Genomic DNA, 22346 nt, shown 5'->3' with positions numbered 1-22346 from the left:
GGTGCTACGCGTCCACTGTGCGGTGTCTGAAACAATACACAGACACTCTCTCCTCACTCTGCGAAGGCAGGGTGGGTGCTATCGGGATTCTCGACCGGATGGTCGGGATCTCGGTAGGTGATGAGGGTGTGTGGATAGTTTCATAGAGTTACGGCGGTTATAGCGGTGGGGAAACGCCCGGTCCCATTCCGAACCCGGAAGCTAAGCCTGCCAGCGCCGATGGTACTGCACTCGCCAGGGTGTGGGAGAGTAGGACACCGCCGGAACATACATTCCCGAGAGGGCCCTGACACCAGTCAGGGCCCTCTCGTTGTTTACCCCCCGTATGTCGGGGAATTGCTCGGGACACCATGGGCCGCTCAGGTTCACAGCCAAGTCTCGAGGAACAGGGAGCGCCCCCGAAGCGCTGATAAGGATCATGATGAGACAGGCCCGGCGGATCGGCTGCCGGTAGAAGTTCGGAAGGGGCTGCGATGGTGGTGCTGTCCGCACCGGCGTCGAACGCATCGAACGGTTCGGCCGTCGCCGACCGGCCCCGATGGCGCCGGTTCCTCCTCCCGGTGACCTACGCCTACGTGGCCCTGCTCGTCGGCGTGACCGTGTGGTTGTCGGAGATGAACGACAGCGCGCAGTCGAAGTTCATGCTGCATGCCAGCACCAATCTGCACAATCTGCTGCGCGGCCACTTCGGCACCCTGTTCTCCAGCGCCTTCGTGATCGGCGACACCAGCACCTCGCTGTTGATCATCCCGCTGCTGCTGTCCCTGCTGGCCCTCGCCGAGCTGAGATTCGGTGCGTGGCAATTGATTCGGATCTTCCTGGCCGGACATATCGGCGCCACGCTGCTGGTGGCGGTGGGCCTCTGGGTGGCCGTCGAGTCCGACTGGCTTCCGATCGACATCACGCGCGCCGAGGACGTCGGCATCAGCTACGGCGCCATGGCCCTGATCGGCGCCTTCTACGCCCTGATTCCCGTCCGCTGGCGGCCCACCTGGGCGATCACCTGGATCGCCGTCGCCGTCGCGGGTGTCGTGATGGGGCGGACCTTCACCAACGTCGGCCATCTGCTGTCCGTCGTGATCGGCCTGCTGGCGGGCTTCTGGGTGCTGCGCACCGGTCGGCCCGCCTTGCCGCGGCTGAGCTGGTTCGAGATCGCTCTGCTGGTCACCGCGTCCGGACTCGGCTACTTGATGCTCGTAGGCTGAATTCGGTGTGGGCGCGGCACTGGCCTAAAGTGCCTGGGGTGCGCCTCGTGATTGCTCGCTGTCAGGTCGACTACGTGGGTCGGCTCACCGCTCATCTCCCGATGGCTCGTCGGCTGCTGATGATGAAGGCGGACGGCTCGGTTCTGGTCCACTCCGACGGCGGTTCCTATAAGCCGTTGAACTGGATGAGCCCACCCTGCTGGCTGGAGGAGCGCGAAACCGATTCGGAGACAGGCAAACTCTGGGTGGTGACCAATAAGGCCGGTGAGGAGCTGCGGATCACCGTCGAGGACATCGAACACGACTCCTCCCATGATCTGGGCATCGATCCCGGCCTGGTGAAGGACGGCGTGGAGGCCCATCTCCAGGCATTGCTGGCCGAACACATCCAGACCCTCGGCGAGGGCTACAGCCTCATTCGCCGCGAGTACATGACCGCCATCGGTCCGGTGGACATCCTGTGCCGCGATGCGGTGGGTGCGACGGTAGCCGTGGAGATCAAGCGCCGCGGCGAGATCGATGGCGTCGAACAGCTCACCCGCTATCTGGAACTGCTGAACCGGGATCCGTTGCTGTCCCCGGTGACCGGGGTCTTCGCGGCCCAGCAGATCAAGCCGCAGGCCCGTACGCTCGCCACCGATCGCGGAATCCGTTGTCTGACGCTCGATTACAACGCCCTACGGGGCACGGAGAGCGACGAATTCCGGTTGTTCTAACCTCGGATATATGCCCCGCCGGAAGCCGCGCCCCAAGCAACCGGCGCGATTCCCGCCGGAATCGCGCCCGCTCGGCGATGTCTTCGGCCGGACCGAGGACGGGCCGGGCGGCGACGAGACCTATAACGTGCGCACGATTCCGGGCAGTCGCGCCACCAAGACCTATCGCTGTCCGGGCTGTGATCACGAGATCCCGCCCGGCGTCGCCCATATCGTCGCCTGGCCCGCCTACGGCGGTGAGGACGACCGCCGTCATTGGCATACGGATTGCTGGAAGGGCCGCCACACTCGCGGCATTACGCGCCGCTGGTCCTGAGCCACAGCTGTAGCCCCAGACATAAGGAGGCCGCCCCCGACGAGTCGGGGGCGGCCTTGGAGCGGGTGGTGGGTGTCGCCCGATGGGGTCGGTGCTAGCTGGAGACTTCGGCGTTCTCGCGATCGGCCGCTTCGGCCTCGTCGTCCTCGGCCTCGCCCTTCGCGTCCTGGATCGCCTTCTGGCGGCCCGCGCCGGACTGCTTACCGGACAGCGAACGCTGCTCCGGGGCGCCGTCGAGCAGTTCGCTCTCGCGGTTGACCGCGGCGAGCATGGCCGGAACCGAATCCAGCTGACCGCGAATTCCCAAGAGCTGGGCCAGGACTCGACCGCGCAGCACGCGCATCTCCTCGGCCAGTTCCTTGGCGTGCGCGATCTTGCGATCGGCCTGCTGGGTGGCGGAGGTGACCAGACGGTTGGACTCGTCGGTCGCATCCTTGATGCGCTGGGCGGCCTCGGTGCGGCTGGTGGCCTCGAGCTCCTCCATGGCGCGGGTGAGCTTGGTGCGACGCTCCGCCATGGTGACCTCGAAGTCCTGCTGGGCGGCCTTGCGCTTGGCCTCCGCTTCCTTCGTGATGCGGTCGGCCTCGGCCGAGGCGGCCTCGACGATCTTGGTGGCCTCGGCGCGGGCGTTGGCGAGGGTCTGCTCGAACTCGACCTCGAGCGCCTCGCGCTTCTCCTTGGTCTCGGCGAGCAGCGACTCGTACTTGCCACGCATCTCGGTGGCCTGCTGCTCCGCGATCGAGATCATCTCCGCGGCCTCGGCCTGCGCCTGCGCGCGGACCTCGGAGGCCTCGTCGGAGGCCAGGCGCAGCATCCGCGAAATGCGGTCGCTCATGCCCTCCGCGGTGGTCGGCGGCACCGACAGACGATCGACTTCCTTACGCAGCTCATCGATCTCGTCCCGCGCGTCTTCCAGCTGGGCGGCCAGGTTTCGGGCCTGAGCCGCGGCGGCATCGCGGTCGGTGGCGGTGACCCGCAGTTCGGCGTCGAATCGGTCGAAGTAATTGCGTACTTCGTCACGGTCGTAACCCTTCCGGACCACCGTAAAGGGCAACGCGACGAAGCGATTGCGATCGGGCTCAGTGGACGACATGCCCCACAAACTACAGCCTACCGGCCCACCATGGTGACCCGACCGCGAATGTAGTTACGACAAGTTTCCACCGCCGGATTGCGGTACTAGTGAGTAGGATTCGCCGCCGGTTGGACGAGCTCGATGAGCACACCGCCAGCATCCTTCGGGTGTACGAAGTTGATGCGTGAACCCGCGGTTCCGGCCCGGGGGGCCTCGTACAGCAAACGCAGGCCGCGGCCACGCAGATAGGTTGCCACCGCGTCGATATCGGTGACGCGATAGGCGAGTTGCTGCAGTCCGGGTCCGTTGCGATCGATGAACTTGGCGATGGTCGAATCCGCGTTGGCGGGAGCCAGCAACTGCAGAGCAGTCGAATCGTCGCCGGCGCCCGGCAGCGACAGCATCGCCTCGTGCACGCCCTGCGCCTCGTTCACCTCGCGGTGGGTCTCGATCATGCCGAGATGTTCGGAGTACCAGGTGACGGCGATGTCCAGGTCGGGAACCGCGACGCCGACGTGGTCGATGGCTATCACATAGTCGGCGGGGATGAATATGGACGTATCGGGGGTGCTCACCCCTCGAACGGTAGCGCGCACCTCCATGGTCATGCGGGGACCACACCGGTTACCGTGGAGTACGAGGCGGTCCTGTTCCGTCGACGGCGATCTGTGAAATCGAGAAACGAGGTTCATCGTGACCACCACCTCCGTCATCGTCTCCGGTGCGCGCACCCCGGTCGGTCGGCTCCTGGGTGGGTTGAAGGACTTCAGTGGCTCGGATCTGGGCGGGTTCGCCATCAAGGCGGCGCTGGAGAAGGCCGGGGTCGCGCCCGATCAGGTCGACTACGTGATCATGGGTCAGGTGCTGACCGCCGGCGCGGGCCAGATCCCGGCGCGGCAGGCCGCGAACGCCGCGGGCATTCCGATGGATGTTCCGGCGCTCACCGTGAACAAGGTCTGCCTGTCCGGTATCAACGCAATCGCCCTGGCGGATCAGCTGATTCGCGCGGGCGAGTACGAGATCGTGGTGGCCGGCGGCCAGGAGTCGATGACGCGGGCCCCGCATCTGCTGGAGAAGAGCCGCGAGGGCTTCAAGTACGGCGATGTGACCCTGCGCGACCATATGGCCTTCGACGGGCTGCACGACATCTTCACCGATCAGCCGATGGGCGCGCTGACCGAGACCCGCAACGACGTCGACAAGATCAGCCGCGAGGATCAGGACGCCTTCTCCGCCGCCTCGCATCAGCGGGCCGCGGCCGCCTGGAAGAACGGCATCTTCGACGACGAGGTCGTCCCGGTGTCGGTGCCGCAGCGCAAGGGCGATCCGATCGTGGTGAGTCAGGACGAGGGCATCCGCCCGGACACCACCGTCGAGACGCTGAGCAAGCTGCGCCCGGCATTCCGTAAGGACGGCACCGTCACCGCCGGTTCGGCCTCGCAGATCTCCGACGGCGCGGCCGCGGTCGTGGTGATGAGCAAGGCCAAGGCGCAGGAGCTGGGGCTGAGCTGGATCGCCGAGATCGGCGCGGCGGCGGTGGTGGCCGGTCCGGACTCCAGCCTGCAGGATCAGCCCGCCAACGCGATCGCCAAAGCCTGTGCCCGCGAGGGTATTTCGCCCGCGGATCTGGATGTCGTCGAAATCAACGAGGCCTTCGCCGCGGTCGGCATCGCCTCCACCCGCAAGCTCGGTCTCGACCCCGAGCGGGTCAACGTCAACGGTGGCGCCCTCGCGATCGGTCATCCGCTCGGTATGTCCGGCGCGCGTCTCGTGCTGCATCTGGCTCTGGAGCTGCGGCGCCGGGGCGGTGGCATCGGCGCGGCGGCCCTCTGCGGTGGCGGTGGTCAGGGCGACGCCCTGATCCTCAAGGTCTAGTCACCCGGTCGGGATGTGGTGTAGGACACAGAACTACGAGCTGTCGTAGGGCTGCGGCACAATGGCAGGCATGGGTGAATTCTTCGACCTGAGCACGGTTGCCAAGCGGGTGCGCTTGTTCGGGCTGTTGGAGGCGCCGTCGTGGGCGCTGCTGCTGACCGGATCGGTGCTCAAGCGGCTGCCGGATCCGATCACCTGGCCGGTGATGGTGTTCGGGCTGCTGCACGGATTCGTCTTCCTCATGTTCGCGCTGAACCTGTTGCTGGCGTTCCGCGAGTACCAGTGGCCGGCCAAGACGCTGGTGCTCGGGCTCGTCTCGGCGGTGGTGCCGTTCACCTCGGTCGTATTCGAGCGCTGGGCCATCCGCAGCGGGCAGTTGGGCGAGCTGAGCCAAGCCCCGGCGCCCGCTCCCGCCGGTTCGTGACAAACTGGAAGTCGTGACTCGACCTGCTGCACGTCGTCCTTCTCCCGCCGTGGCCGCCGCCATGTCCGGCGCGGTGGATCTGTCCGCATTGAAACAGCCCGCCGCGGCCGCCGGGGACGTTCCGAGCGGTCATGCGGTCACCGAGGCCGATTTCGAGACCAAGGTGCTGCGCCGTTCGCTCGAGGTTCCGGTGGTCGTCGCGCTGTATTCGCAGCGCAGCCCGGGCAGTGTGGAATTGGTGAAACTGCTCGAGACGCTGCTCGAAGAGAGCGACGGCAGCTGGGATCTGGCCACGGTCGAGGCCGAGCCGAATATGCGCATCGCACAGGCCTTCGGGGTGCAGGGCATTCCGACGGTGGTCGCGGTGGCGGCCGGTCAGCCGCTCGCCGATTTCCAGGGCGCGCAGCCCGAACCGCAGGTGCGCCAGTGGCTCGCCGCCGTGGTCGATGCCGTTCGCGGTCGCCTGCCCGGCGTCGGTGAGGACGCCGAGGCCCCTGAGGCTCCCGAGGTCCCCGACGATCCGCGTTTCGTGGCCGCCGAGGAGGCCATCGAGCGCGGTGACATCGCCGGCGCCGAGGCGGCCTATGAGCGGATCCTCGCCGAGGAACCCGCCAACCAGGAGGCCCGGGCCGCGCTGCGTCAGCTGCGCTTCTACACCCGCGCCCAGGACCTCCCCGCCGACGCGATCGCCCGCTCCGACGCCGACCCGGCCGATATCGACGCCGCCTTCGCCGCGGCGGACATGGAACTGTTCAACCAGGAGCCCGAGGCCGCCTTCACCCGCCTGATCAACCTGATCAAGCGCACCGCGGGCGACGACCGCAACAATGTCCGCACCCGCCTGGTGGAACTGTTCGAACTGTTCGACACCGCCGACCCGATCGTTGTCGCCGCCCGCCGCAAGCTCGCGACCGCGCTGTACTGACGGCTTGCCCCGCCGTCCGGCCTGGCGGCCGAACGGCGGGGACATGGGTGGTCTCGCGGCCTGTGGGGGATGGTTGTCGTTGGGGGAAGGACGATCTCGCGGCTCGTGGGGTGGCTGTGTCGCCGCGGTCTCCGGGTGGCTGTCGCTGGGGGTGGTTTCGCGGTCTGCGGGTTGTCGCTGGATGGAACCGGCGAAACCGGGTCGGCCACAGAGGATTACGATGGGGGCGGAAAGGGGGAACGATGCGATTGCCCGGATCTGCCGCACATCTCGGGGCGGTGGCTGTTGTCGCTGCCGGAGTGCTCGCCTCGGCCGGTGGCGCCGTGGCGCAGCGGCCGGATACCCAGCTCACCTTCACGCGGACCGAGCCGGATCGGCCGGACCGTTCGGTTACGCTGAGCTGCGATCCGGATGGGGGTTCGCATCCGGATGTGGTCGCCGCGTGCGGATATCTCGCGGGTGGGGGTGGGCTCGCGCTTCCCGCGGAGAACACCGAGGTCCGGTGCTTCCGGTACTACCCTGTACTGCTGCGGGTCGAGGGGACGCTGCGCGGAGAGCCGATTTCGATCGAGAACACCTACGGCTGTCTGGTGCCGTCGTTGACGGCGCCCTGGATGTTCTGAAACCTATTCCGGCGCAAGCCAGATCGCGCTGTTGGGCGCCAGCGTCACCGCCGCCGACCAGGGGCGGCCGTGCCACGGCCGATCGATGGCGTCGACGCCGCCCAGATTGCCGATTCCGCTGCCGCCGTAGCTCTCCGCGTCGGTGTTGAGGATCTCCTGCCAGCGTCCGGAACTCGGCAGGCCCACTCGATAGTCGCGGTGTTCGGTGCCGGAGAAGTTGAACACGCAGGCGACCGTCGAACCGTCCGAGCCGTGGCGGAGGAAGGCGATGACGTTGTCGGCGCGGTCGTCGGCCTCGATCCAGGCGTAGCCGCCGGGGGAGGTGTCCTGACTCCACAGCGCGGCGCGGGCCCGGTAGATCGCGTTCAAATCGCGCACGGCCGCGCGAATGCCGTCGTGCAGCGGATTCTCCAGTTCGCCCCAGTCGAGGCCGCGATCGTGCGACCACTCCCGGAACTGGCCGAAATCCTGGCCCATGAACAACAGCTGCTTACCGGGATGCGCCCACATATAGGCCAGAAGTGCCCGCACGCCACAGGCTTTCGCCCAATCGTCGCCGGGCATGCGGGTCCACAGCGTGCCCTTACCGTGCACGACCTCGTCATGGCTGATCGGCAGCACGAAGTTCTCGCTCCACGCGTACACCATCGAGAAGGTGATCTCGTTGTGGTGCCAGCTGCGATGGATCTGATCGCGGCCGAGATAGCCGAGCGTGTCGTGCATCCAGCCCATATTCCACTTCATCGTGAAACCCAGGCCGCCGATATCGGTCGCGCGGGTGACCCCGGGCCAGCTGGTGGATTCCTCGGCGACGGTGACGACACCCGGATGATGTTTGTGCACGGTCGCATTCATTTCCTGAAGGAATGCGACGGCTTCCAGATTCTCCCGGCCGCCGTGGATATTGGGTTCCCAGCCGCCCTCGGGGCGCGAGTAGTCCAGATACAGCATCGAGGCCACCGCGTCGACGCGCAGCCCGTCGATGTGGAACTCCTCGATCCAATACAGCGCGTTGGCCACCAGGAAGTTGCGCACCTCGTAGCGGCCGAAGTCGAAAACGTAGGTGCCCCAATCCAATTGCTCGCCCCGGCGCGGATCGGCATGTTCGTAGAGCGCGGTGCCGTCGAAGCGGGCCAGGGCCCATTCGTCGCGTGGGAAATGCGCGGGAACCCAATCGAGCAGCACCCCGATACCGGCGCGGTGCAGGCGATCGACGAAGGCGCGGAAATCGTCGGGTGTGCCGAACCGGGCGGTCGGGGCGTAGTACGAGGTGACCTGATAGCCCCAGGAGCCGCCGAAGGGATGTTCGGCGATCGGCAGCAGCTCGACGTGCGTATACCCCTGTGCGCGAACGTATTCGGCAAGTTGATCGGCGGCCTCCCGATAGCCGAGCCCTGGCCGCCACGAACCCAGATGCACCTCGTAGATGCTCATCGGCGCGCGCGTCCAATCGGTGCGCTCGCGGGCGTCGAGCCAATCGGAGTCCCGCCAGTGATAATCGCTGTCGGTGACGACCGAGGCCGACGCCGGGGGTAGCTCGGTGGCGAAGGCCAGCGGATCGGCATGATCGACCGTGCGGCCGTCCGCGCCGTGCACCCGGAACTTGTATCTGGCGCCCGGCCCGATCCCCGGAACGAACAGCTCCCATACCCCGGACCCGCCCAATGTCCGCATGGGCGCGCTGTTTCCGCTCCATCCGTCGAAATCGCCGATCACGCTCACCCCGCGCGCATTGGGTGCCCACACCGCGAACGAGGTGCCCGAGACCTCGCCATCGAGTGTGGTGTAGTCGCGCGGATGCGCGCCGAGCACATCCCACAGCCGCTCATGGCGGCCCTCGCCGATCAGATGCAGATCCAATTCGCCGATCGTGGGCAGGAACCGGTACCCGTCGGCGTCGAGCACGGTCTGCCCGCCCGGATAGGAGACCATCAGCCGGTAGTCCCACAGCTCCGGGAACGGGACGACGCCCTCGAACAGGCCGTGTGCCACATGATCCAGCGGGAAGTCCTTCTCGCCGATCCGCGCGAACACCGAATCCGCGTGGGGGCGAAGCGCTCTGATGACCGTGCCGTCGGGATGTGGATGCGCGCCGAGCACCGTATGCGGATCGGCATGCGTTCCAGCGGCCAGCAGCATGAGGTCGCGGCGGTTCACGAGAACGTCCTGCGATAGGACAATTCCGTGCGCGCGGCCGCGGACACCGGCGGCAGCGCCAGGATGTGCGCGACCGCCTTGACCGGATCGAGGCGGACGTAATTCGTTTGGCCCCAGTGATATTCCTCGCCGGTGACCTCGTCGTACACCACCGGATGGTCATGCCATTCGCGGCCGATCGCGGGCATATCGAGCGACACCATGCCCTGTTCGGGCCCGAAGGGGTTGAGGTTCACCACGATCAGCACCGCGTCGCCGGTGACCGGATCCACCTTCGAGTACGCCAGCAGCGCGTCGTTGTCGACGTGATGGAAGGCGATGCAGCGCAACTGCTGCAGCGCCGGATGGGCGCGGCGGATCTCGTTGAGCCGAGTCAGCCACGGTTCCAACGATTCTCCGCGCGCGGCTGCCTCGGTGAACGGGCGCGGGCGCAGCTCGTACTTCTCCGAATCGAGGTACTCCTCGCTGCCCGGCCGTACGGCCTGATGTTCGAACAGCTCGAATCCGGAATACACCCCCCACGCCGGTGCGAGCGTCGCCGCCAGCGCCGCGCGCACGGCGAACATGCCGGGCCCGCCGTGTTGCAGGCTCTCGTGCAGGATGTCCGGGGTGTTGACGAACAGGTTGGGCCGGGCCTGATCCGCCTTGGCGGCCAGTTCCAGGCCGAATTCGGCGAGCTCCTGTCTGCCCGTGCGCCAGGTGAAATACGTATAGGACTGGGCGAATCCGCGCCGCGCGAGCCCGTAGAGCCGGGCCGGGCGGGTGAACGCCTCGGACAGGAAGAATACGTCCGGATCGGTGCGGTGCATCCGGTCGATGAGCCACTCCCAGAAGTCGACCGGTTTGGTGTGCGGGTTGTCGACCCGGAAGATGGTGACGCCCAACGAGATCCAGTGCCGGATCACCCGCAGCACCTCGGCGTAGAGCCCGTCGGGGTCGTTGTCGAAGTTGAGCGGGTAGATGTCCTGGTACTTCTTGGGCGGATTCTCCGCGAAGGCGATCGTGCCGTCCGGCAGGGTGGTGAACCATTCCGGATGTTCGCGCACCCACGGATGGTCCGGGGCGCACTGCAGTGCCAGATCCAGCGCCACCTCCAGACCGAGTTCGCGTGCGGTGGAGACGAATTCGGCGAAATCCTCTTCGGTGCCGAGCTGTGGATGGATGGCGTCGTGGCCGCCCTCGTCCGATCCGATGGCCCACGGCGAGCCCACATCGCCGGGCTCGGCGGTCAGGGAGTTGTTGCGCCCCTTGCGATTCACCCTGCCGATCGGATGGATCGGCGGTAGATAGACCACATCGAAACCCATGGCGGCGATGCGGTGCAGATCCTTGGCGGCGGTGGCGAAGGTGCCGTGCACGGCCCGGCCCTCGGCGTCGCGGCCGCCGGTCGAGCGCGGGAAGAACTCGTACCACGATCCGTACAGCGTCCGAGGCCGCTCCACCAGCACCGAACCCTGCGGGCCGCGGGTCACCAGCTCACGCAGCGGCGTCTCGCGCAGAATCTCGGTGACCTCGGAGCCGAAGGCCGGCGCCACCCGGGCCGGGAGCTGGGCGTCGCTGCGCAATGCGGCGGCCGCGGCGCGCAGGCGCTCCCACTGCCGCTTCGGTACCTGCTGCGCGGCCCGATCCAGCAGCCGCGCGCCGATCTCGAGGTCGTTGGCCAGGTCCGCGGCGGTCTGCCCCACGGCCAGTTTCGCCTCCACCGCGGCCCGCCAGGTAGTCAGGGGATCGCTCCAGCCCTCGACGCGATAGGTCCACAGGCCCGGTTCGGTGGCGATGAAGGTCGCGTTGAACACGTCGGGTTCGATATCCGGGGTCATCCGGATCCGCTGCAGCCGGGCACTACCCGGCGCCCGCACCGAGAGGGTGGCGGCCACCGCGTCGTGTCCCTCGCGCCAGACCACGGCCCGAACCGGGAACACCTCGCCCACCACCGCCTTCGCCGGGAAGCCGCCGGGGACGGACGGGGCCGTGTCATCGATGGCGATCCGACCGGTCACGGGTTCAACCGTACCGGCAGTATGGCCGCGATCACGAACGCGACGACGCCGTGGCCGGACCCGCCGAGACCACGGGCGAGATTTGCTTCGACATGGAACCCTGGTGGATGGCACCGGAACTGGAGGCCATACCTCCGCTCGGTGCGGACCGACGACGTTGATGCATGAGGAGATATCAATCATGACTGTTGTGCAGGGTCTTTCGGTGGATGTGCCTACCCCTGACGGGATTGCCGACGCGTATGTGGCGTATCCGGACGACGGTGCGGCACACCCGGGAGTGCTGCTCTATATGGATGCGATCGGCCTGCGACCCGCGCTGTACGCGATCGTCGACCGCATCGCCGAACACGGCTATACGGTGCTGGCCCCGAACCTGCTCTATCGCCACGGCCGCGCGCCCGTGATCGAGCTGCCGGAGTTCATCGACTTCGCCAATCGCTCGGACGTGTTCGGGAAGATCATGCCGATGATTCATGACCTGACCCCCGAGCGCACCGTGAGCGATGCGGGCGCGTACCTGGACTGGCTGGCCGCATTCGACCGGACGGCCGCGGGCCCGGTCGGCACCGTCGGCTACTGCATGGGTGGCCGTCAGGCGGTGCGCACGGCCGCGGCCTATCCCGATCGCGTGGCCGCCGCCGCGGGCTTCCACACCGGCGGTCTGGTCACCGAGGGCACCGACAGCCCGCATCTGGCGGTCGGAACCATCACGGCGGAACTGTATTTCGGCCACGCCGACCAGGATCAGTCGATGGGGCCGGAGCAGATCGAGACCTTCGACAAGGCCCTCGAGGCGGCCGGGGTCCGCCACCGCAGCGAGGTGTACGAGGGCGCCCACCACGGCTACACCCAGTCCGACACCTCCGTCTACAACGCGGAGGCGGCCGAGCGGCACTTCCGTGAAGTGCTGGCCCTGTTCGATCGCACCGTGCGCTCCGCCGGATAGCGGGACCGGCATGCGAGTGCCCCGCGGCGGGCACTCGCATGCGTTCCGTTCCAGGTAGGGTCTGATCGGTGAAGGCATTGCGTCGATTCACCGTCCGTGCCCATTTGCCCGCATCGTTGGGCGCGTTGACCGAGTTGGCCACCAATCTGCGGTGGTCGTGGCATACCCCCACCCAGGATCTGTTCGCCGAGCTGGATCGGGAGCTGTGGGCCGAGGTCGGACATGATCCGGTGCGGATGCTGGGGGAGGTGCCCGCGGCGCGGTTGGACGAGCTGGCCGCGGACGAGGGGTATGTGCGGGCCGTCGAGCATGCGGCCGAGGATCTGCGGGATTATCTGAGCCGGCCGCGGTGGTTCAACCGCCGCGACGGCGGGCCGCAGTGCATCGCCTACTTCTCGATGGAGTTCGGTGTCACCGAGGTGCTGCCGAATTACTCTGGGGGACTGGGTATTCTGGCCGGTGATCATCTGAAGGCGGCCTCGGATCTGGGATTGCCGCTCATCGGGGTCGGGCTGCTGTATCGATCGGGATACTTCCGGCAGTCGCTGACCGCCGACGGCTGGCAGGCCGAGCATTATCCCGATCTCGATCCGCAAGGCCTGCCGCTGCGCCTGCTCGATCAGGATGGTGCGCCGGTCCTGATCCATGTGCCGATGCCCGAGGGGCGGGTGCTGCGGGCACGGGTGTGGATCGCGCAGGTGGGGCGAATTCCGTTGCTGCTGTTGGATTCCGATATCGCCGATAATGATCCGGAGCTGCGGGCGGTGACCGATCGGCTGTACGGCGGCGATCAGGATCACCGGATCAAACAGGAGATTCTCGCGGGTATCGGTGGGGTGCGGGCGGTGCGCGCGTTCACCCATGCCGACGGGTTGCCCGATCCGGATGTGTTCCATATGAACGAGGGGCACGCGGGATTCCTCGGTGTCGAGCGCATCCGCGAATACATGGCCGCGGGACTGGATTTCGATTCCGCGCTGACCGCGGTGCGCGCCGCGACCGTATTCACCACCCATACCCCGGTGCCCGCCGGAATCGATCGGTTCGCGGGGGCGCTGGTGCGCCGCTACTTCGGCGGTGCGCACGGGGAGCGGGAATCGCCTCTGCTGCCGGGGGTTTCGGTCGATCGGATTCTGGCGCTCGGCCGCGAGGCCGATTCGTCGGTATTCAATATGGCCCATCTCGGGCTGCGGCTGGCCCAGCGCGCCAACGGCGTGTCACGGCTGCACGGCGAGGTGAGCCGTGCGATGTTCGCGCCGTTGTGGCCGGGTTTCGACGTCGCGGAGGTGCCGATCGGCTCGATCACCAACGGCGTACACGCGCCGACCTGGGCCGCCCGCGAATGGATCGACAAGGCAAGGGAGTTCGTGGGGCCGGAGTTGGTCGAGGAGGCGCGCGGATGGGAGCGGCTGCGCGATGTCGACCTGGGCGAGCTGTGGTCGACGCGGAACGCGTTGCGCGCCCTGCTGGTTGCCGACGTGCGTCGACGGCTGCGCGCGTCCTGGCTCGAGCGCGGTGCGGCACCGGCCGAATTGGGTTGGGTGGACGAGGTTTTCGATCCGCGCGTGTTGACCATCGGCTTCGCCCGCCGCGTGCCGACCTATAAGCGGCTCACGCTGATGCTGCGCGATCCGGACCGGCTGCGCTCGCTGCTGCTGGACCCCGAGCGGCCGCTGCAGTTGGTGGTGGCGGGTAAGAGCCATCCGGCCGACGACGGAGGCAAGGGGCTGATCCAGCAGGTGGTGCGCTTCGCCGATGATCCCGCGGTGCGCCACCGGATCGTCTTCCTGCCCGACTACGACATGTCCATGGCCCGCTACCTGTACTGGGGATGCGATGTGTGGCTGAACAATCCGCTGCGGCCGCTGGAGGCGTGCGGCACCTCGGGCATGAAGGCCGCGCTGAACGGATCGCTGAACCTGTCGATCCGCGACGGCTGGTGGGACGAGATGTACGACGGCGAGAACGGATGGGCCATTCCGACCGCCGACGGCGTGCGCGACGAGCATCGCCGCGACGATCTCGAGGCGGCCGCGCTCTACGAGATGCTGGATCGCTCGGTGCTGCCGCGCTTCTACGAACGCGACCGCGACGGTCTGCCGGTGCGCTGGATGGAGATGGTGCGCCATACGCTGCAGACGCTCGGGCCGAAGGTGCTGGCCTCGCGGATGGTCCGTGACTATGCCGTGGAGTACTACGCACCGGCTTCGGCCGCGTATTCCGCTGTGGCGCAGGAGGATTTCGCCGGGGCGCGCGAGTTGGCGGACTATCGTCGCCGCGTCGAATCGGCCTGGCCGCACGTGAAGGTGATGCAGGTGGACAGCTCCGGGCTGGCCGGGGCTCCGGTGATCGGCGCGAGGCTGTCGCTGCGAGCCCGCATCGACCTCGGCGGGCTCGCGCCGGGTGATGTTGTCGTGCAGGCGGCGCTCGGTCGAGTCTCCCTGGACGACGACCTGTCCGATGTGACCACGGTGCCGATGGAGTATGCCGGAAGTGATTCCGGCGCAGAGGTTTTCACGGTGGAGACGCCGGTGCCGCTGTCGGGTGCGGTCGGCTATACCGTGCGGGTGCTGCCGCATCATCGGCTGCTGGCCACCGACGCCGAGCTCGGGCTGATCGCCAGCCCGAGCCCTTGAGTGCTGCGCGGGCCCCTCACGCCCGCGAGGCCGGTGCGCACCGGCCTCGCGGGCGGCTCAGGGTTTCAGAAGCCCAACGGACTCAGTCCGTCTGCGGCTCCTCGATTCCCTGGCGTTTCTGCTCGGCCTTCAGCACCTTGTCCATCTTTGCCATCTTCTTGTTGTAGACATCCATGATGTCCGATTCCTCGCTGCTCTTCAGTTTCCCGTCGAGCCCTTCCTGCACGCGCTTGAGGGTTGCCGCCCACTCCCTTTTGAACGGCTCTTCGCTGCACAGCAGGTACCGCCAGAGCCGCAGGTCGTCCGCGTCCGTGTGAACGCTTTTCTCGGGAAAAGCCCAGTGCTTTTGTTCGGTCATCACTATCGGCCTGGTCACCACAACCGGATCTTCCTTGTAGACCATCGGGGTTATGCGATATGCGTCGTAGTAGCCATTGATGGCCGTGTCGCTGAACTGCTTCTCAGCGGCGGCCCTGTTCTTTCGCGGATCGAGCGCATTGCCGTTTCCGAGATCGCAGAAGGTGTCCGCGATCCGGGTCCACGTTTTCATGTTGGCCTTGTACTGCGCGCCCGCCTCCTTGGTCTCGCTCCCACCGGTGGCGGCCGGAGGGGCATCGTCCGCGTGGGCTGGCGTGGCGCTACCGATGAGCAGGGCTGAGATCCCGGCGACAAGCAGTGCGGATATACGTGAAGCCATCAACGCTCCTGGGTCGGGCCGATTAGGGGTCGGCAGGAGTAAACCCCTGCCGAGGCGTATTCGTAGCCTCAGGAGATACGGATTGGAAGTTTTCCGAATGTGAACTATCCGGGCTGAATCAGCGTGCGCTTCAGGATCTTCCCCGTGGCATTGCGCGGCAGCGCGTCGAGAAAGGTCACGTCGCGCGGCACCGAGAAGCGGCCCAGGCGATGACGGATGTAATTGCGAATCATATCCGGATCCAAGCCGAAGCCGTCGCGCTTGACCACGAAAGCCGCGAGCCGCTGCCCGAATTCGCGGTCGGGCACGCCGACCACCGCGACCTCGCTGATCTGCGGCAGATGCGACAGCGCCTCCTCGACCGGGCGCGGAAAGACGTTCTCGCCGCCGGAGATGATCATCTCGTCGTCGCGCCCGGCCACGAAGAGCCGGCCGGTGGCATCGAGATAGCCGACATCGCCGGTGTCGAGCATGCCGTCGACCTCGCCGGGCGGCGCGGCGTCGGTGTAGCCGTCGAAGAGCATGTGGTTGGCGACGAAGATCCGCCCGGTCATGCCGATCGGCACCGGGCGCGAATCGGGGCCCAGCACAGCGACTTTCGTGCCCAGCGGTGGTCGGCCCGCGGTCGTGGGGGAGATGCGCAGATCGCTGGGATCCGCGATCGTCGCCCAGGACACTTCCGTGGAACCATAGACGTTGTAGAGGATGTCGCCATAGGTGTCCATGAACCGCAGCACCGCCGCCCCGGTGAGCGGCGCGCCGCAGCTGGCGACCACCCGCAGGCTGGAGGTGTCGTAGCGGGCCCGGACCGCGGTGGGCAGGTCCAGGATTCGATTGACCATGACCGGGACGACGATCATCGTCGTGATCCGGTGCTCGGCGACCAGCCGCAGGCAGTCCTCGGCGTCGAAGCGCTCCGACAGGACGACCGTCGCCCGGATCGGCGTGCTGATCTGTAGCGCGCCGAGCCCCCAGGTGTGGAACAGCGGCGCGGGGATCAGCATGGTCTCGTTCATCTGCATGGGGATTCGCGACAGCAGCGCGGCGACCGTGCCGAAACCCTTGGGGTGGGGACGGCGCGCACCTTTGGGAGCGCCGCTGGTGCCGGAGGTGAGCACGATCAGGCGGCCGGGGCGCGGCGGTTTACCGAAATCGGCTGTGCCCGTGGTGATCAGATCATCGACCGTCAGTCGGCGCGGATCCGGCGATTTGCCCACGGTGGTGAAACGCGGTAGCTCGGGAGGTAGATAACGGATCAAATCCTCGAGGTCGGGATCGGCGAAAATCGCTGTGAGTCGATGCTTTTCGACAATCTCCTCGATACGCCCCGCGGGAAGTCCGGTATTCAGCAACACTACGTCGGCGCCGAGTTTCCCTGCGGCGATCATGATTTCGACCATTTCGGCGTGATTGCGCGACAGCAGGCCGATGGAATCGCCGGTCCGGATGTCCCCGGCGGTGAGCGCACTCGCCAGCGCATGGCTGCGCGAATGTACCTCGGCGAAGCTGCGAACGCCGCGGTCGTCGATGATGGCCGTGCGCTGCGGCGCGTACGCGGCCGCGGCGGCGTAACCGCCGGCCAGGCTGAAGCCCCATTTGGCCAGGCGGCCCAGCTGTTTCAACCCGCGGTCGGGCCGGTAGCTGCGCACCACCCCGATCGCCACCATCTGCCGCATGACCTCGGTCTGTAGCCGCATCGGCGAATCCTCGCCGTTCACCACCATCGAGGTCGTGGCGCGGCCGGGGATGTCGGCGAGCCGCCGCAGCCCCGCGATGGTCCACTCGGCCACCGCGGCGTTGGACAGCTCGGCCAGTTTCGGATGCACCCGGCCTGGGGTGAAGTAGGTGACGGCGATGCGGGTCCCGTCCCCCTCGCCGCGCAGCCGGATCGAGGCGAAACTGCCCTGCACCAGACCTTGCAGTTCCAGGCTGTCGCCGGTGCGGCCGAGCACGAGCCGGACGTCGATGGTCCGGATTTCGGCGCCGGATCCCACCCGGAACCGCAGCGTGGGCGGGCCGCCCTCACAGTCGAGTTGTTCGCAGGCGCCGATGCCCGGGAACATCCGGGGATAGGTCTGAGGATCGATCAGCAGATCCCATATGGCTTTACGCGCGATCGGTAGTTCCGTGATCGCGTCGACGACATCGGTAACCAATGGCTTGCACTTCTGACTACGGCCGGTTCGAAAGCTCGGTTCGGCGGATTACGTATTTGTAACGGTGTTCATAGCTGTGGTCAAGAAGATACAAATTGAAGGTGAACAATTCTGTAATTTGCCCAATGGTTGCATGTAACAGTTTGTAACGGATACGTCACGCTGGCACCGATTGCCCCCGGTTCGCCGGGACCGGATGGGGGCTGGTGGGACGGGACAATATACGGTGCCCTGGGCATTACTGGTTCGGGCCGAGGGTGGAGACAGCACTGATGAGCATCGACGTCACGTCGCGACCGCGGGATCGCATCGACGCCTACTTCGGCGTCAGCGAGCTCGGGTCGACCTACCGGCGCGAGATCATGGCCGGGACCGTGACCTTCCTCGCGATGTCCTACGTGCTCGCGGTGAATCCGGCCGTGCTCGGTGATCACGGGACGCTCGGCGCGAAGGGCATTCCGACGCAGGCGGTATTCACCGCGACGGCGATCGCGGCGGTCTTCGGCACGCTGGTGATGGGCCTGTGGGCGCGCTATCCGGTGGCGCTGGCGCCGGGTATGGGGCTCAATGCGTTCTTCGCCTACACGGTCGTGCTCGAGATGGGCATTCCGTGGCAGGAGGCGTTGTCGGGGACGTTGCTGTCGGGCCTGATCTTCTTCGTACTGGCCATCACCAAGGTCCGCGAGAAGATCATCGACGCGATCCCGCTGCAGATGAAGCTCGCGGTCGGCGCGGGTATCGGCATGTTCGTGGCATTCATCGGACTTAAGAACGCGGGATTGGTGGTCGCCAGCGACGCCACCTTCGTACATCTGGGGCACTTCACCAAGGGCACAACGTTGCTGGCGCTGTTCGGGCTGGTGGTGACGGTGATCTTCCTGGTGCTCGGCCGGCACGGGGCGGTGCTCTACGGCATCGTCGCCACCACGATCGTGGGCATCGTCAGCGGGTTGGTGGAGCTGCCGCATGCGGTCGTCGCCCTGCCGCACGGGCTGGATCAGACCTTCGGGCAGGCGATCGTCAATCTGCCGCACGCGTTCACCGGGCAGATGTTGATCATCGTGCTGACCATGCTGTTCGTCGACTTCTTCGACGCCTCCGGCACATTGATCGGCATCGCCAACCAGGCCGGGCTGCTCGGGCCGGACGGCAAGCTGCCGCGCGCGGCCCAGGCGCTGGCCGCCGATTCGATCGGCACCACCGCGGGCGCGATCATCGGCACGTCCACCACCACCGCCTATGTGGAATCGACCGCCGGTGTGAGCGCCGGCGGACGCACCGGACTCTCGGCCGTATCGACGGCCGGATGGTTCCTGGTGGCCATGTTCTTCTTCCCGGTGTTCGCCGTCGTCGCCGACGCACCGTCGGTGACCGCGCCCGCGCTGATCGTGGTCGGCGTGCTGATGGCCCGCTCACTCGGCGATATCGAATGGGACAAGCTCGAATACGCGGTTCCCGCGTTCATCACCGTCGTGATGATGCCGCTGACCTACTCGATCGCCAACGGCATCGCCATGGGCCTGCTGTTCTATCCGATCGTGATGGTCGCCAAGCGCCGCGTCCGCGAGGTGCATCCGGTGATGTGGGCTCTGATGGCCGTATTCCTGGCGTACTTCGTGTTCCTGGCGGAGTGATCGCCCCGCCCCCTATAGGGGTGTGGGAACCGCGTCGATATCGGGAATCCGGAATCGGCCGATCTCCGCTGTCCAGGACGGTAATCTGCGAACGCACTTAGGTGAACCTTACGAGCTCGTGCACCGTGTCCTGACCTGAACGGAGGAGGACAACCATGACCGTCAATATCGCGGCCGAGAGCGACCGCCGGGAGTCCGGCGGCACCGAATCCCTCGCCTTGGATGTGGGCTTGCTGGTGTTGCGGGTCTGCTTCGGTGGCCTGTTGCTCGTGCACGGCAGCCAGAAGCTGTTCGGCTGGTTCAACGGCCAGGGCTGGTATCAGACCACCGAGGGTTTCCAACGCATGGGCTACCACCCCGGCAAGCTGTTCGGCACACTCGCGGGGCTATGCGAATTCACCGGCGGCACACTGCTTTTGCTCGGACTGCTGACTCCGCTGGGTGCGGCCATCGCGATCGGCACCATGATCAATGCGATGAATGTGACCTGGCATCACGGGCTCAGCGGGTACGAGGAGGCGCTGCTGTTCGCCGCCGCCGCCGCGACGCTGGGCTTCACCGGTCCGGGGCGATTCTCGCTCGATCACGGGCGGCCGTGGGCGCGACGCGGTCTCGCGTGGGGTATCGGGGCGGTGGTGCTGGCCGTGGTCGCCGCGGTGATCACGCTGGCGATCAAGTGGGCACTCTAGGCGAGAAGCCAAGGCCGCAAAGGGATTTATATGTCCCCGCGCCGCATGCAGGGTTTGGCGCGGGGACCTCGGTAACATCCGATATGGGAATTGGGGGGTTTATCGGAGTACCGATTCCCAACTTACTTCCGGATGGAAGTGGGCACCACACTTGTGAGCGCTTTCACATTGTCGACAAGCGTTTTCACTTAGCGGCCGGTGCGGCGGTAAGACGTTGCAATGCCTTGCGCACGATCTCCGGATCGGAGGTCTCCCAGTACGGCGGCAGCGATGCGCGCAGATAGGACCCGTAACGCGCCGTGACCAGGCGCGGATCCAGGATCGCCACGACGCCGCGATCGTCGGTGCTGCGCAGCAGTCGTCCGGTGCCCTGCGCCAGCAGTAGTGCCGCGTGATTGGCGGCCACTGTCATGAATCCGTTGCCGCCGCGCGACTCCACCGCCTTCTGCCGTGCGACCAGCAGCGGATCGTCCGGGCGCGGGAACGGGATGCGGTCGAGGATCACCAGGCTCAGCGAGGGTCCGGGTACGTCCACGCCCTGCCACAGCGACAGCGTGCCGAACAGCGAGGTCGCCGGATCCTCGGCGAACCGCTTGACCAGCGTGCCGGTCGCATCGTCGCCCTGACACAGCACCGGGGTGTTCAGCCGCTCGCGCAGCACCTCGGTGGCGGCCTTGGCCGCGCGCATCGAGGAGAACAGGCCCAGCGTGCGCCCGCCCGCGGCGTTGATCAGGCGTTCGATCTCGTCCAGATAGGCCGGGGCCAGGCCGTCGCGGCCGGGGGCGGGCAAATGCCTTGCGATATAGAGGATTCCGGATTTGGCATGATCGAACGGGGAGCCCACATCGAGCGAATTCCAGCGCAGCGCGGCGGAATCCGAGGGCGCCTCGCCGCCGTTGGCCAGCGCCGGATCGACACGGTTGGGCGACTGCGACGGCAGGCCCCAGGTGATCGCGAGCCCGTCGAACGAGCCGCCCACCTGCAGCGTGGCCGAGGTCAAAACGACCGTGGCCGTGCCGAACAGGCGACTGCGCAGCAGTCCGCCGACCGACAGCGGGGCCATATGCACCGAGCGGCGCGCGATGCCGCGCACATCCTCCGACGACAGCCAGATCACATCGCGGCGCGCGGCCGGATCGGACTCCTCGAAGGTCGTCAGCGCGCGCACGGCCGCGTCGTGCACGTCCTCCACCGCGGCCACGGCCATATTGCGGGCCGCGGCGGCCTCCGGATCGGCCTGCGGTGCGCTCGAACCCGGCGGGGCCAGCGCGGTGCGCACATTCCAGGCCGCGTCGCGGATCATCGCGAGCACCGGGGCGGCGCCGCCGGGCAATTCGTCCCAGCGGCCCGGCGTCAGCTCGTCGAGCAGTGCGTGCCAGGCCTCGGCCGCACCCTCGAGCCGGTCGACCTCCTGCTCGTCGACCAGTTTCGCGCAGCGTTTGGCGGCGGCGCTGATCGCGGCGGTGGACAGTTCCGCGGTGGCCACGCCGGTGACCCGGTCGACGAGTTCATGCGCCTCGTCGATGACGACCACATCGTGTTCGGGCAGCACCTGTACGCCGCTGATGGCGTCGATGGCCAGCAGTGCGTGATTGGTGACCACGACATCGGCCTGGCCGGATTCGGCGCGGGCGCGCTCGGCGAAGCAGTCGGTGCCGAACGGGCAGCGCGATTTGCCCAGACATTCCCGCGAGGACACGCTGACCTGACGCCACGCGCGATCGGTGACGCCGGGCACCAGCTCGTCGCGGTCGCCGGTATCGGTGTCGGAGGCCCATTCGTTGAGGCGCTGGACCTCGCGGCCGAGTCGGGAGATGGCGAAGGCGTCGAACAGTTCGGTCTCCGCGGGCTCGTCCGGGATCGCGCTGTTGATCTTGTTCAGGCATAGATAGTTGTTGCGGCCCTTGAGGATCGCGAATTGCGCCGTGCGGCCCAGCGGCTTCGCCAATGCGTCGGCCAGGCGCGGCAGATCGCGATCGACCAACTGCCGCTGCAGCGCGATGGTGGCGGTGGACACCACCACCGTGCGACCCGTCTGCACCGCATGCCGCAGGCTGGGCACGAGATAGGCCAGCGACTTGCCGGTGCCGGTCCCGGCCTGTACGGCCAGATGCTCCTTGGTGTCGATGGAGTGCGCGACCGCGGCGGCCATCGTCTGCTGGCCCTTGCGCGCCTTGCCGCCGAGGGCCTCGACAGCGGTCGCCAACAGGGTGGGGACGGGCGGGAGTTCGGGCACCCAGGCAGAGTAGCGCCCCGCACCGACAGCCCT

At 67.0% G+C, this 22346-nt stretch carries 18 protein-coding genes and 1 rRNA gene; 12 read left to right on the top strand and 7 right to left on the bottom strand.

The genetic code is table 11. From position 1 onward, the window contains the following. Positions 1–149: 149 nt before the first annotated feature. The 4 genes from rrf (at position 150) to ACIA76_RS18680 (ending at position 2237) form a co-directional block, all read left to right on the top strand. Positions 150–266: ribosomal RNA gene (gene rrf, locus ACIA76_RS18695) — 5S ribosomal RNA — on the top strand. Between the two features lie 207 nt (positions 267–473). Continuing rightward, on the top strand, positions 474–1205 hold the full coding sequence (locus ACIA76_RS18690) for a rhomboid-like protein (protein ID WP_397153054.1): 732 nt from the start codon (positions 474–476) through the stop codon (positions 1203–1205). Between the two features lie 38 nt (positions 1206–1243). Next, positions 1244–1921, top strand: a complete 678-nt coding sequence (gene nucS / locus ACIA76_RS18685; protein ID WP_397153053.1) for an endonuclease NucS — start codon at positions 1244–1246, stop codon at positions 1919–1921. 10 nt (positions 1922–1931) lie between these two features. Beyond that, positions 1932–2237 (top strand): ATP/GTP-binding protein, encoded by a 306-nt coding sequence (locus ACIA76_RS18680; protein WP_397153052.1) that lies wholly within the window; start codon positions 1932–1934, stop codon positions 2235–2237. Positions 2238–2331: 94 nt separating this feature from the next. Here the strand turns inward: ACIA76_RS18680 and ACIA76_RS18675 are convergent, their stop codons facing one another. Continuing rightward, on the bottom strand, positions 2332–3330 hold the full coding sequence (locus ACIA76_RS18675) for a hypothetical protein (RefSeq protein ID WP_397153051.1): 999 nt from the start codon (positions 3328–3330) through the stop codon (positions 2332–2334). 86 nt (positions 3331–3416) lie between these two features. Continuing rightward, positions 3417–3914, bottom strand: a complete 498-nt coding sequence (mce, locus tag ACIA76_RS18670; RefSeq protein ID WP_397153080.1) for a methylmalonyl-CoA epimerase — start codon at positions 3912–3914, stop codon at positions 3417–3419. Positions 3915–4005: 91 nt separating this feature from the next. On the opposite strand from mce, the gene ACIA76_RS18665 reads away from it, so the two are divergent. The 4 genes from ACIA76_RS18665 (at position 4006) to ACIA76_RS18650 (ending at position 7159) form a co-directional block, all read left to right on the top strand. Further along, on the top strand, positions 4006–5187 hold the full coding sequence (locus tag ACIA76_RS18665; RefSeq protein WP_397153050.1) for an acetyl-CoA C-acetyltransferase: 1182 nt from the start codon (positions 4006–4008) through the stop codon (positions 5185–5187). 70 nt (positions 5188–5257) lie between these two features. Then, positions 5258–5611 carry a DUF3817 domain-containing protein gene (locus ACIA76_RS18660; protein ID WP_397153049.1) on the top strand — a complete coding sequence of 118 codons (354 nt, stop codon included), beginning with the start codon at positions 5258–5260 and terminating at the stop codon, positions 5609–5611. A 61-nt stretch (positions 5612–5672) separates the two neighbouring features. Continuing rightward, a complete protein-coding gene (locus ACIA76_RS18655) occupies positions 5673–6536 on the top strand; it encodes a tetratricopeptide repeat protein (protein ID WP_397153079.1) in 864 nt (287 codons plus the stop codon). 242 nt (positions 6537–6778) lie between these two features. Further along, a complete protein-coding gene (locus ACIA76_RS18650; RefSeq protein ID WP_397153048.1) occupies positions 6779–7159 on the top strand; it encodes an SSI family serine proteinase inhibitor in 381 nt (126 codons plus the stop codon). A 3-nt stretch (positions 7160–7162) separates the two neighbouring features. Here the strand turns inward: ACIA76_RS18650 and glgB are convergent, their stop codons facing one another. After that, on the bottom strand, positions 7163–9298 hold the full coding sequence (glgB, locus tag ACIA76_RS18645) for a 1,4-alpha-glucan branching protein GlgB (protein ID WP_397153078.1): 2136 nt from the start codon (positions 9296–9298) through the stop codon (positions 7163–7165). A gap of 14 nt (positions 9299–9312) precedes the next feature. After that, on the bottom strand, positions 9313–11316 hold the full coding sequence (locus ACIA76_RS18640; RefSeq protein ID WP_397153047.1) for a maltotransferase domain-containing protein: 2004 nt from the start codon (positions 11314–11316) through the stop codon (positions 9313–9315). A 181-nt stretch (positions 11317–11497) separates the two neighbouring features. On the opposite strand from ACIA76_RS18640, the gene ACIA76_RS18635 reads away from it, so the two are divergent. Together ACIA76_RS18635 and glgP are read left to right on the top strand one after the other, a co-directional pair. Next, a complete protein-coding gene (locus tag ACIA76_RS18635) occupies positions 11498–12265 on the top strand; it encodes a dienelactone hydrolase family protein (RefSeq protein ID WP_397153046.1) in 768 nt (255 codons plus the stop codon). Positions 12266–12333: 68 nt separating this feature from the next. Next, positions 12334–14901: an alpha-glucan family phosphorylase gene (gene glgP / locus ACIA76_RS18630; RefSeq protein WP_397153045.1), complete on the top strand. Its 2568-nt coding sequence runs from the start codon at positions 12334–12336 to the stop codon at positions 14899–14901. Between the two features lie 82 nt (positions 14902–14983). Here the strand turns inward: glgP and ACIA76_RS18625 are convergent, their stop codons facing one another. Both ACIA76_RS18625 and ACIA76_RS18620 read right to left on the bottom strand, forming a co-directional pair. After that, positions 14984–15598 carry a hypothetical protein gene (locus ACIA76_RS18625; RefSeq protein WP_397153044.1) on the bottom strand — a complete coding sequence of 205 codons (615 nt, stop codon included), beginning with the start codon at positions 15596–15598 and terminating at the stop codon, positions 14984–14986. Positions 15599–15702: 104 nt separating this feature from the next. Continuing rightward, on the bottom strand, positions 15703–17754 hold the full coding sequence (locus tag ACIA76_RS18620; RefSeq protein ID WP_397153043.1) for an AMP-binding protein: 2052 nt from the start codon (positions 17752–17754) through the stop codon (positions 15703–15705). A gap of 308 nt (positions 17755–18062) precedes the next feature. On the opposite strand from ACIA76_RS18620, the gene ACIA76_RS18615 reads away from it, so the two are divergent. Both ACIA76_RS18615 and ACIA76_RS18610 read left to right on the top strand, forming a co-directional pair. Further along, positions 18063–19388, top strand: coding sequence for an NCS2 family permease (locus tag ACIA76_RS18615; RefSeq protein WP_397153077.1), 1326 nt, complete (start codon positions 18063–18065; stop codon positions 19386–19388). 155 nt (positions 19389–19543) lie between these two features. Next, a complete protein-coding gene (locus tag ACIA76_RS18610; protein WP_397153042.1) occupies positions 19544–20077 on the top strand; it encodes a DoxX family protein in 534 nt (177 codons plus the stop codon). A 184-nt stretch (positions 20078–20261) separates the two neighbouring features. Here the strand turns inward: ACIA76_RS18610 and ACIA76_RS18605 are convergent, their stop codons facing one another. Next, the gene (locus ACIA76_RS18605) at positions 20262–22313 is read right to left on the bottom strand and encodes an ATP-dependent DNA helicase (protein ID WP_397153041.1); all 2052 of its coding nucleotides are present in this window, start codon (positions 22311–22313) and stop codon (positions 20262–20264) included. Positions 22314–22346 lie beyond the last annotated feature (33 nt).

Origin of the sequence: Nocardia sp. NPDC051570 (assembly GCF_044454005.1) — a bacterium.
Taxonomy (GTDB): Bacteria; Actinomycetota; Actinomycetes; order Mycobacteriales; family Mycobacteriaceae; genus Nocardia.
This window is presented reverse-complemented; position numbering and strand designations above follow the sequence as displayed.

Coding starts and splice junctions, on each gene's coding strand:
- ACIA76_RS18690 (WP_397153054.1), top strand. CDS start 474: ATGGTGGTGCTGTCCGCACCGGCGTCGAACGCATCGAACGGTTCGGCC.
- ACIA76_RS18680 (WP_397153052.1), top strand. CDS start 1,932: ATGCCCCGCCGGAAGCCGCGCCCCAAGCAACCGGCGCGATTCCCGCCG.
- ACIA76_RS18675 (WP_397153051.1), bottom strand. CDS start 3,330: ATGTCGTCCACTGAGCCCGATCGCAATCGCTTCGTCGCGTTGCCCTTT.
- mce (WP_397153080.1), bottom strand. CDS start 3,914: ATGGAGGTGCGCGCTACCGTTCGAGGGGTGAGCACCCCCGATACGTCC.
- ACIA76_RS18660 (WP_397153049.1), top strand. CDS start 5,258: ATGGGTGAATTCTTCGACCTGAGCACGGTTGCCAAGCGGGTGCGCTTG.
- ACIA76_RS18655 (WP_397153079.1), top strand. CDS start 5,673: ATGTCCGGCGCGGTGGATCTGTCCGCATTGAAACAGCCCGCCGCGGCC.
- ACIA76_RS18650 (WP_397153048.1), top strand. CDS start 6,779: ATGCGATTGCCCGGATCTGCCGCACATCTCGGGGCGGTGGCTGTTGTC.
- glgB (WP_397153078.1), bottom strand. CDS start 9,298: ATGCTGCTGGCCGCTGGAACGCATGCCGATCCGCATACGGTGCTCGGC.
- ACIA76_RS18635 (WP_397153046.1), top strand. CDS start 11,498: ATGACTGTTGTGCAGGGTCTTTCGGTGGATGTGCCTACCCCTGACGGG.
- ACIA76_RS18625 (WP_397153044.1), bottom strand. CDS start 15,598: ATGGCTTCACGTATATCCGCACTGCTTGTCGCCGGGATCTCAGCCCTG.
- ACIA76_RS18610 (WP_397153042.1), top strand. CDS start 19,544: ATGACCGTCAATATCGCGGCCGAGAGCGACCGCCGGGAGTCCGGCGGC.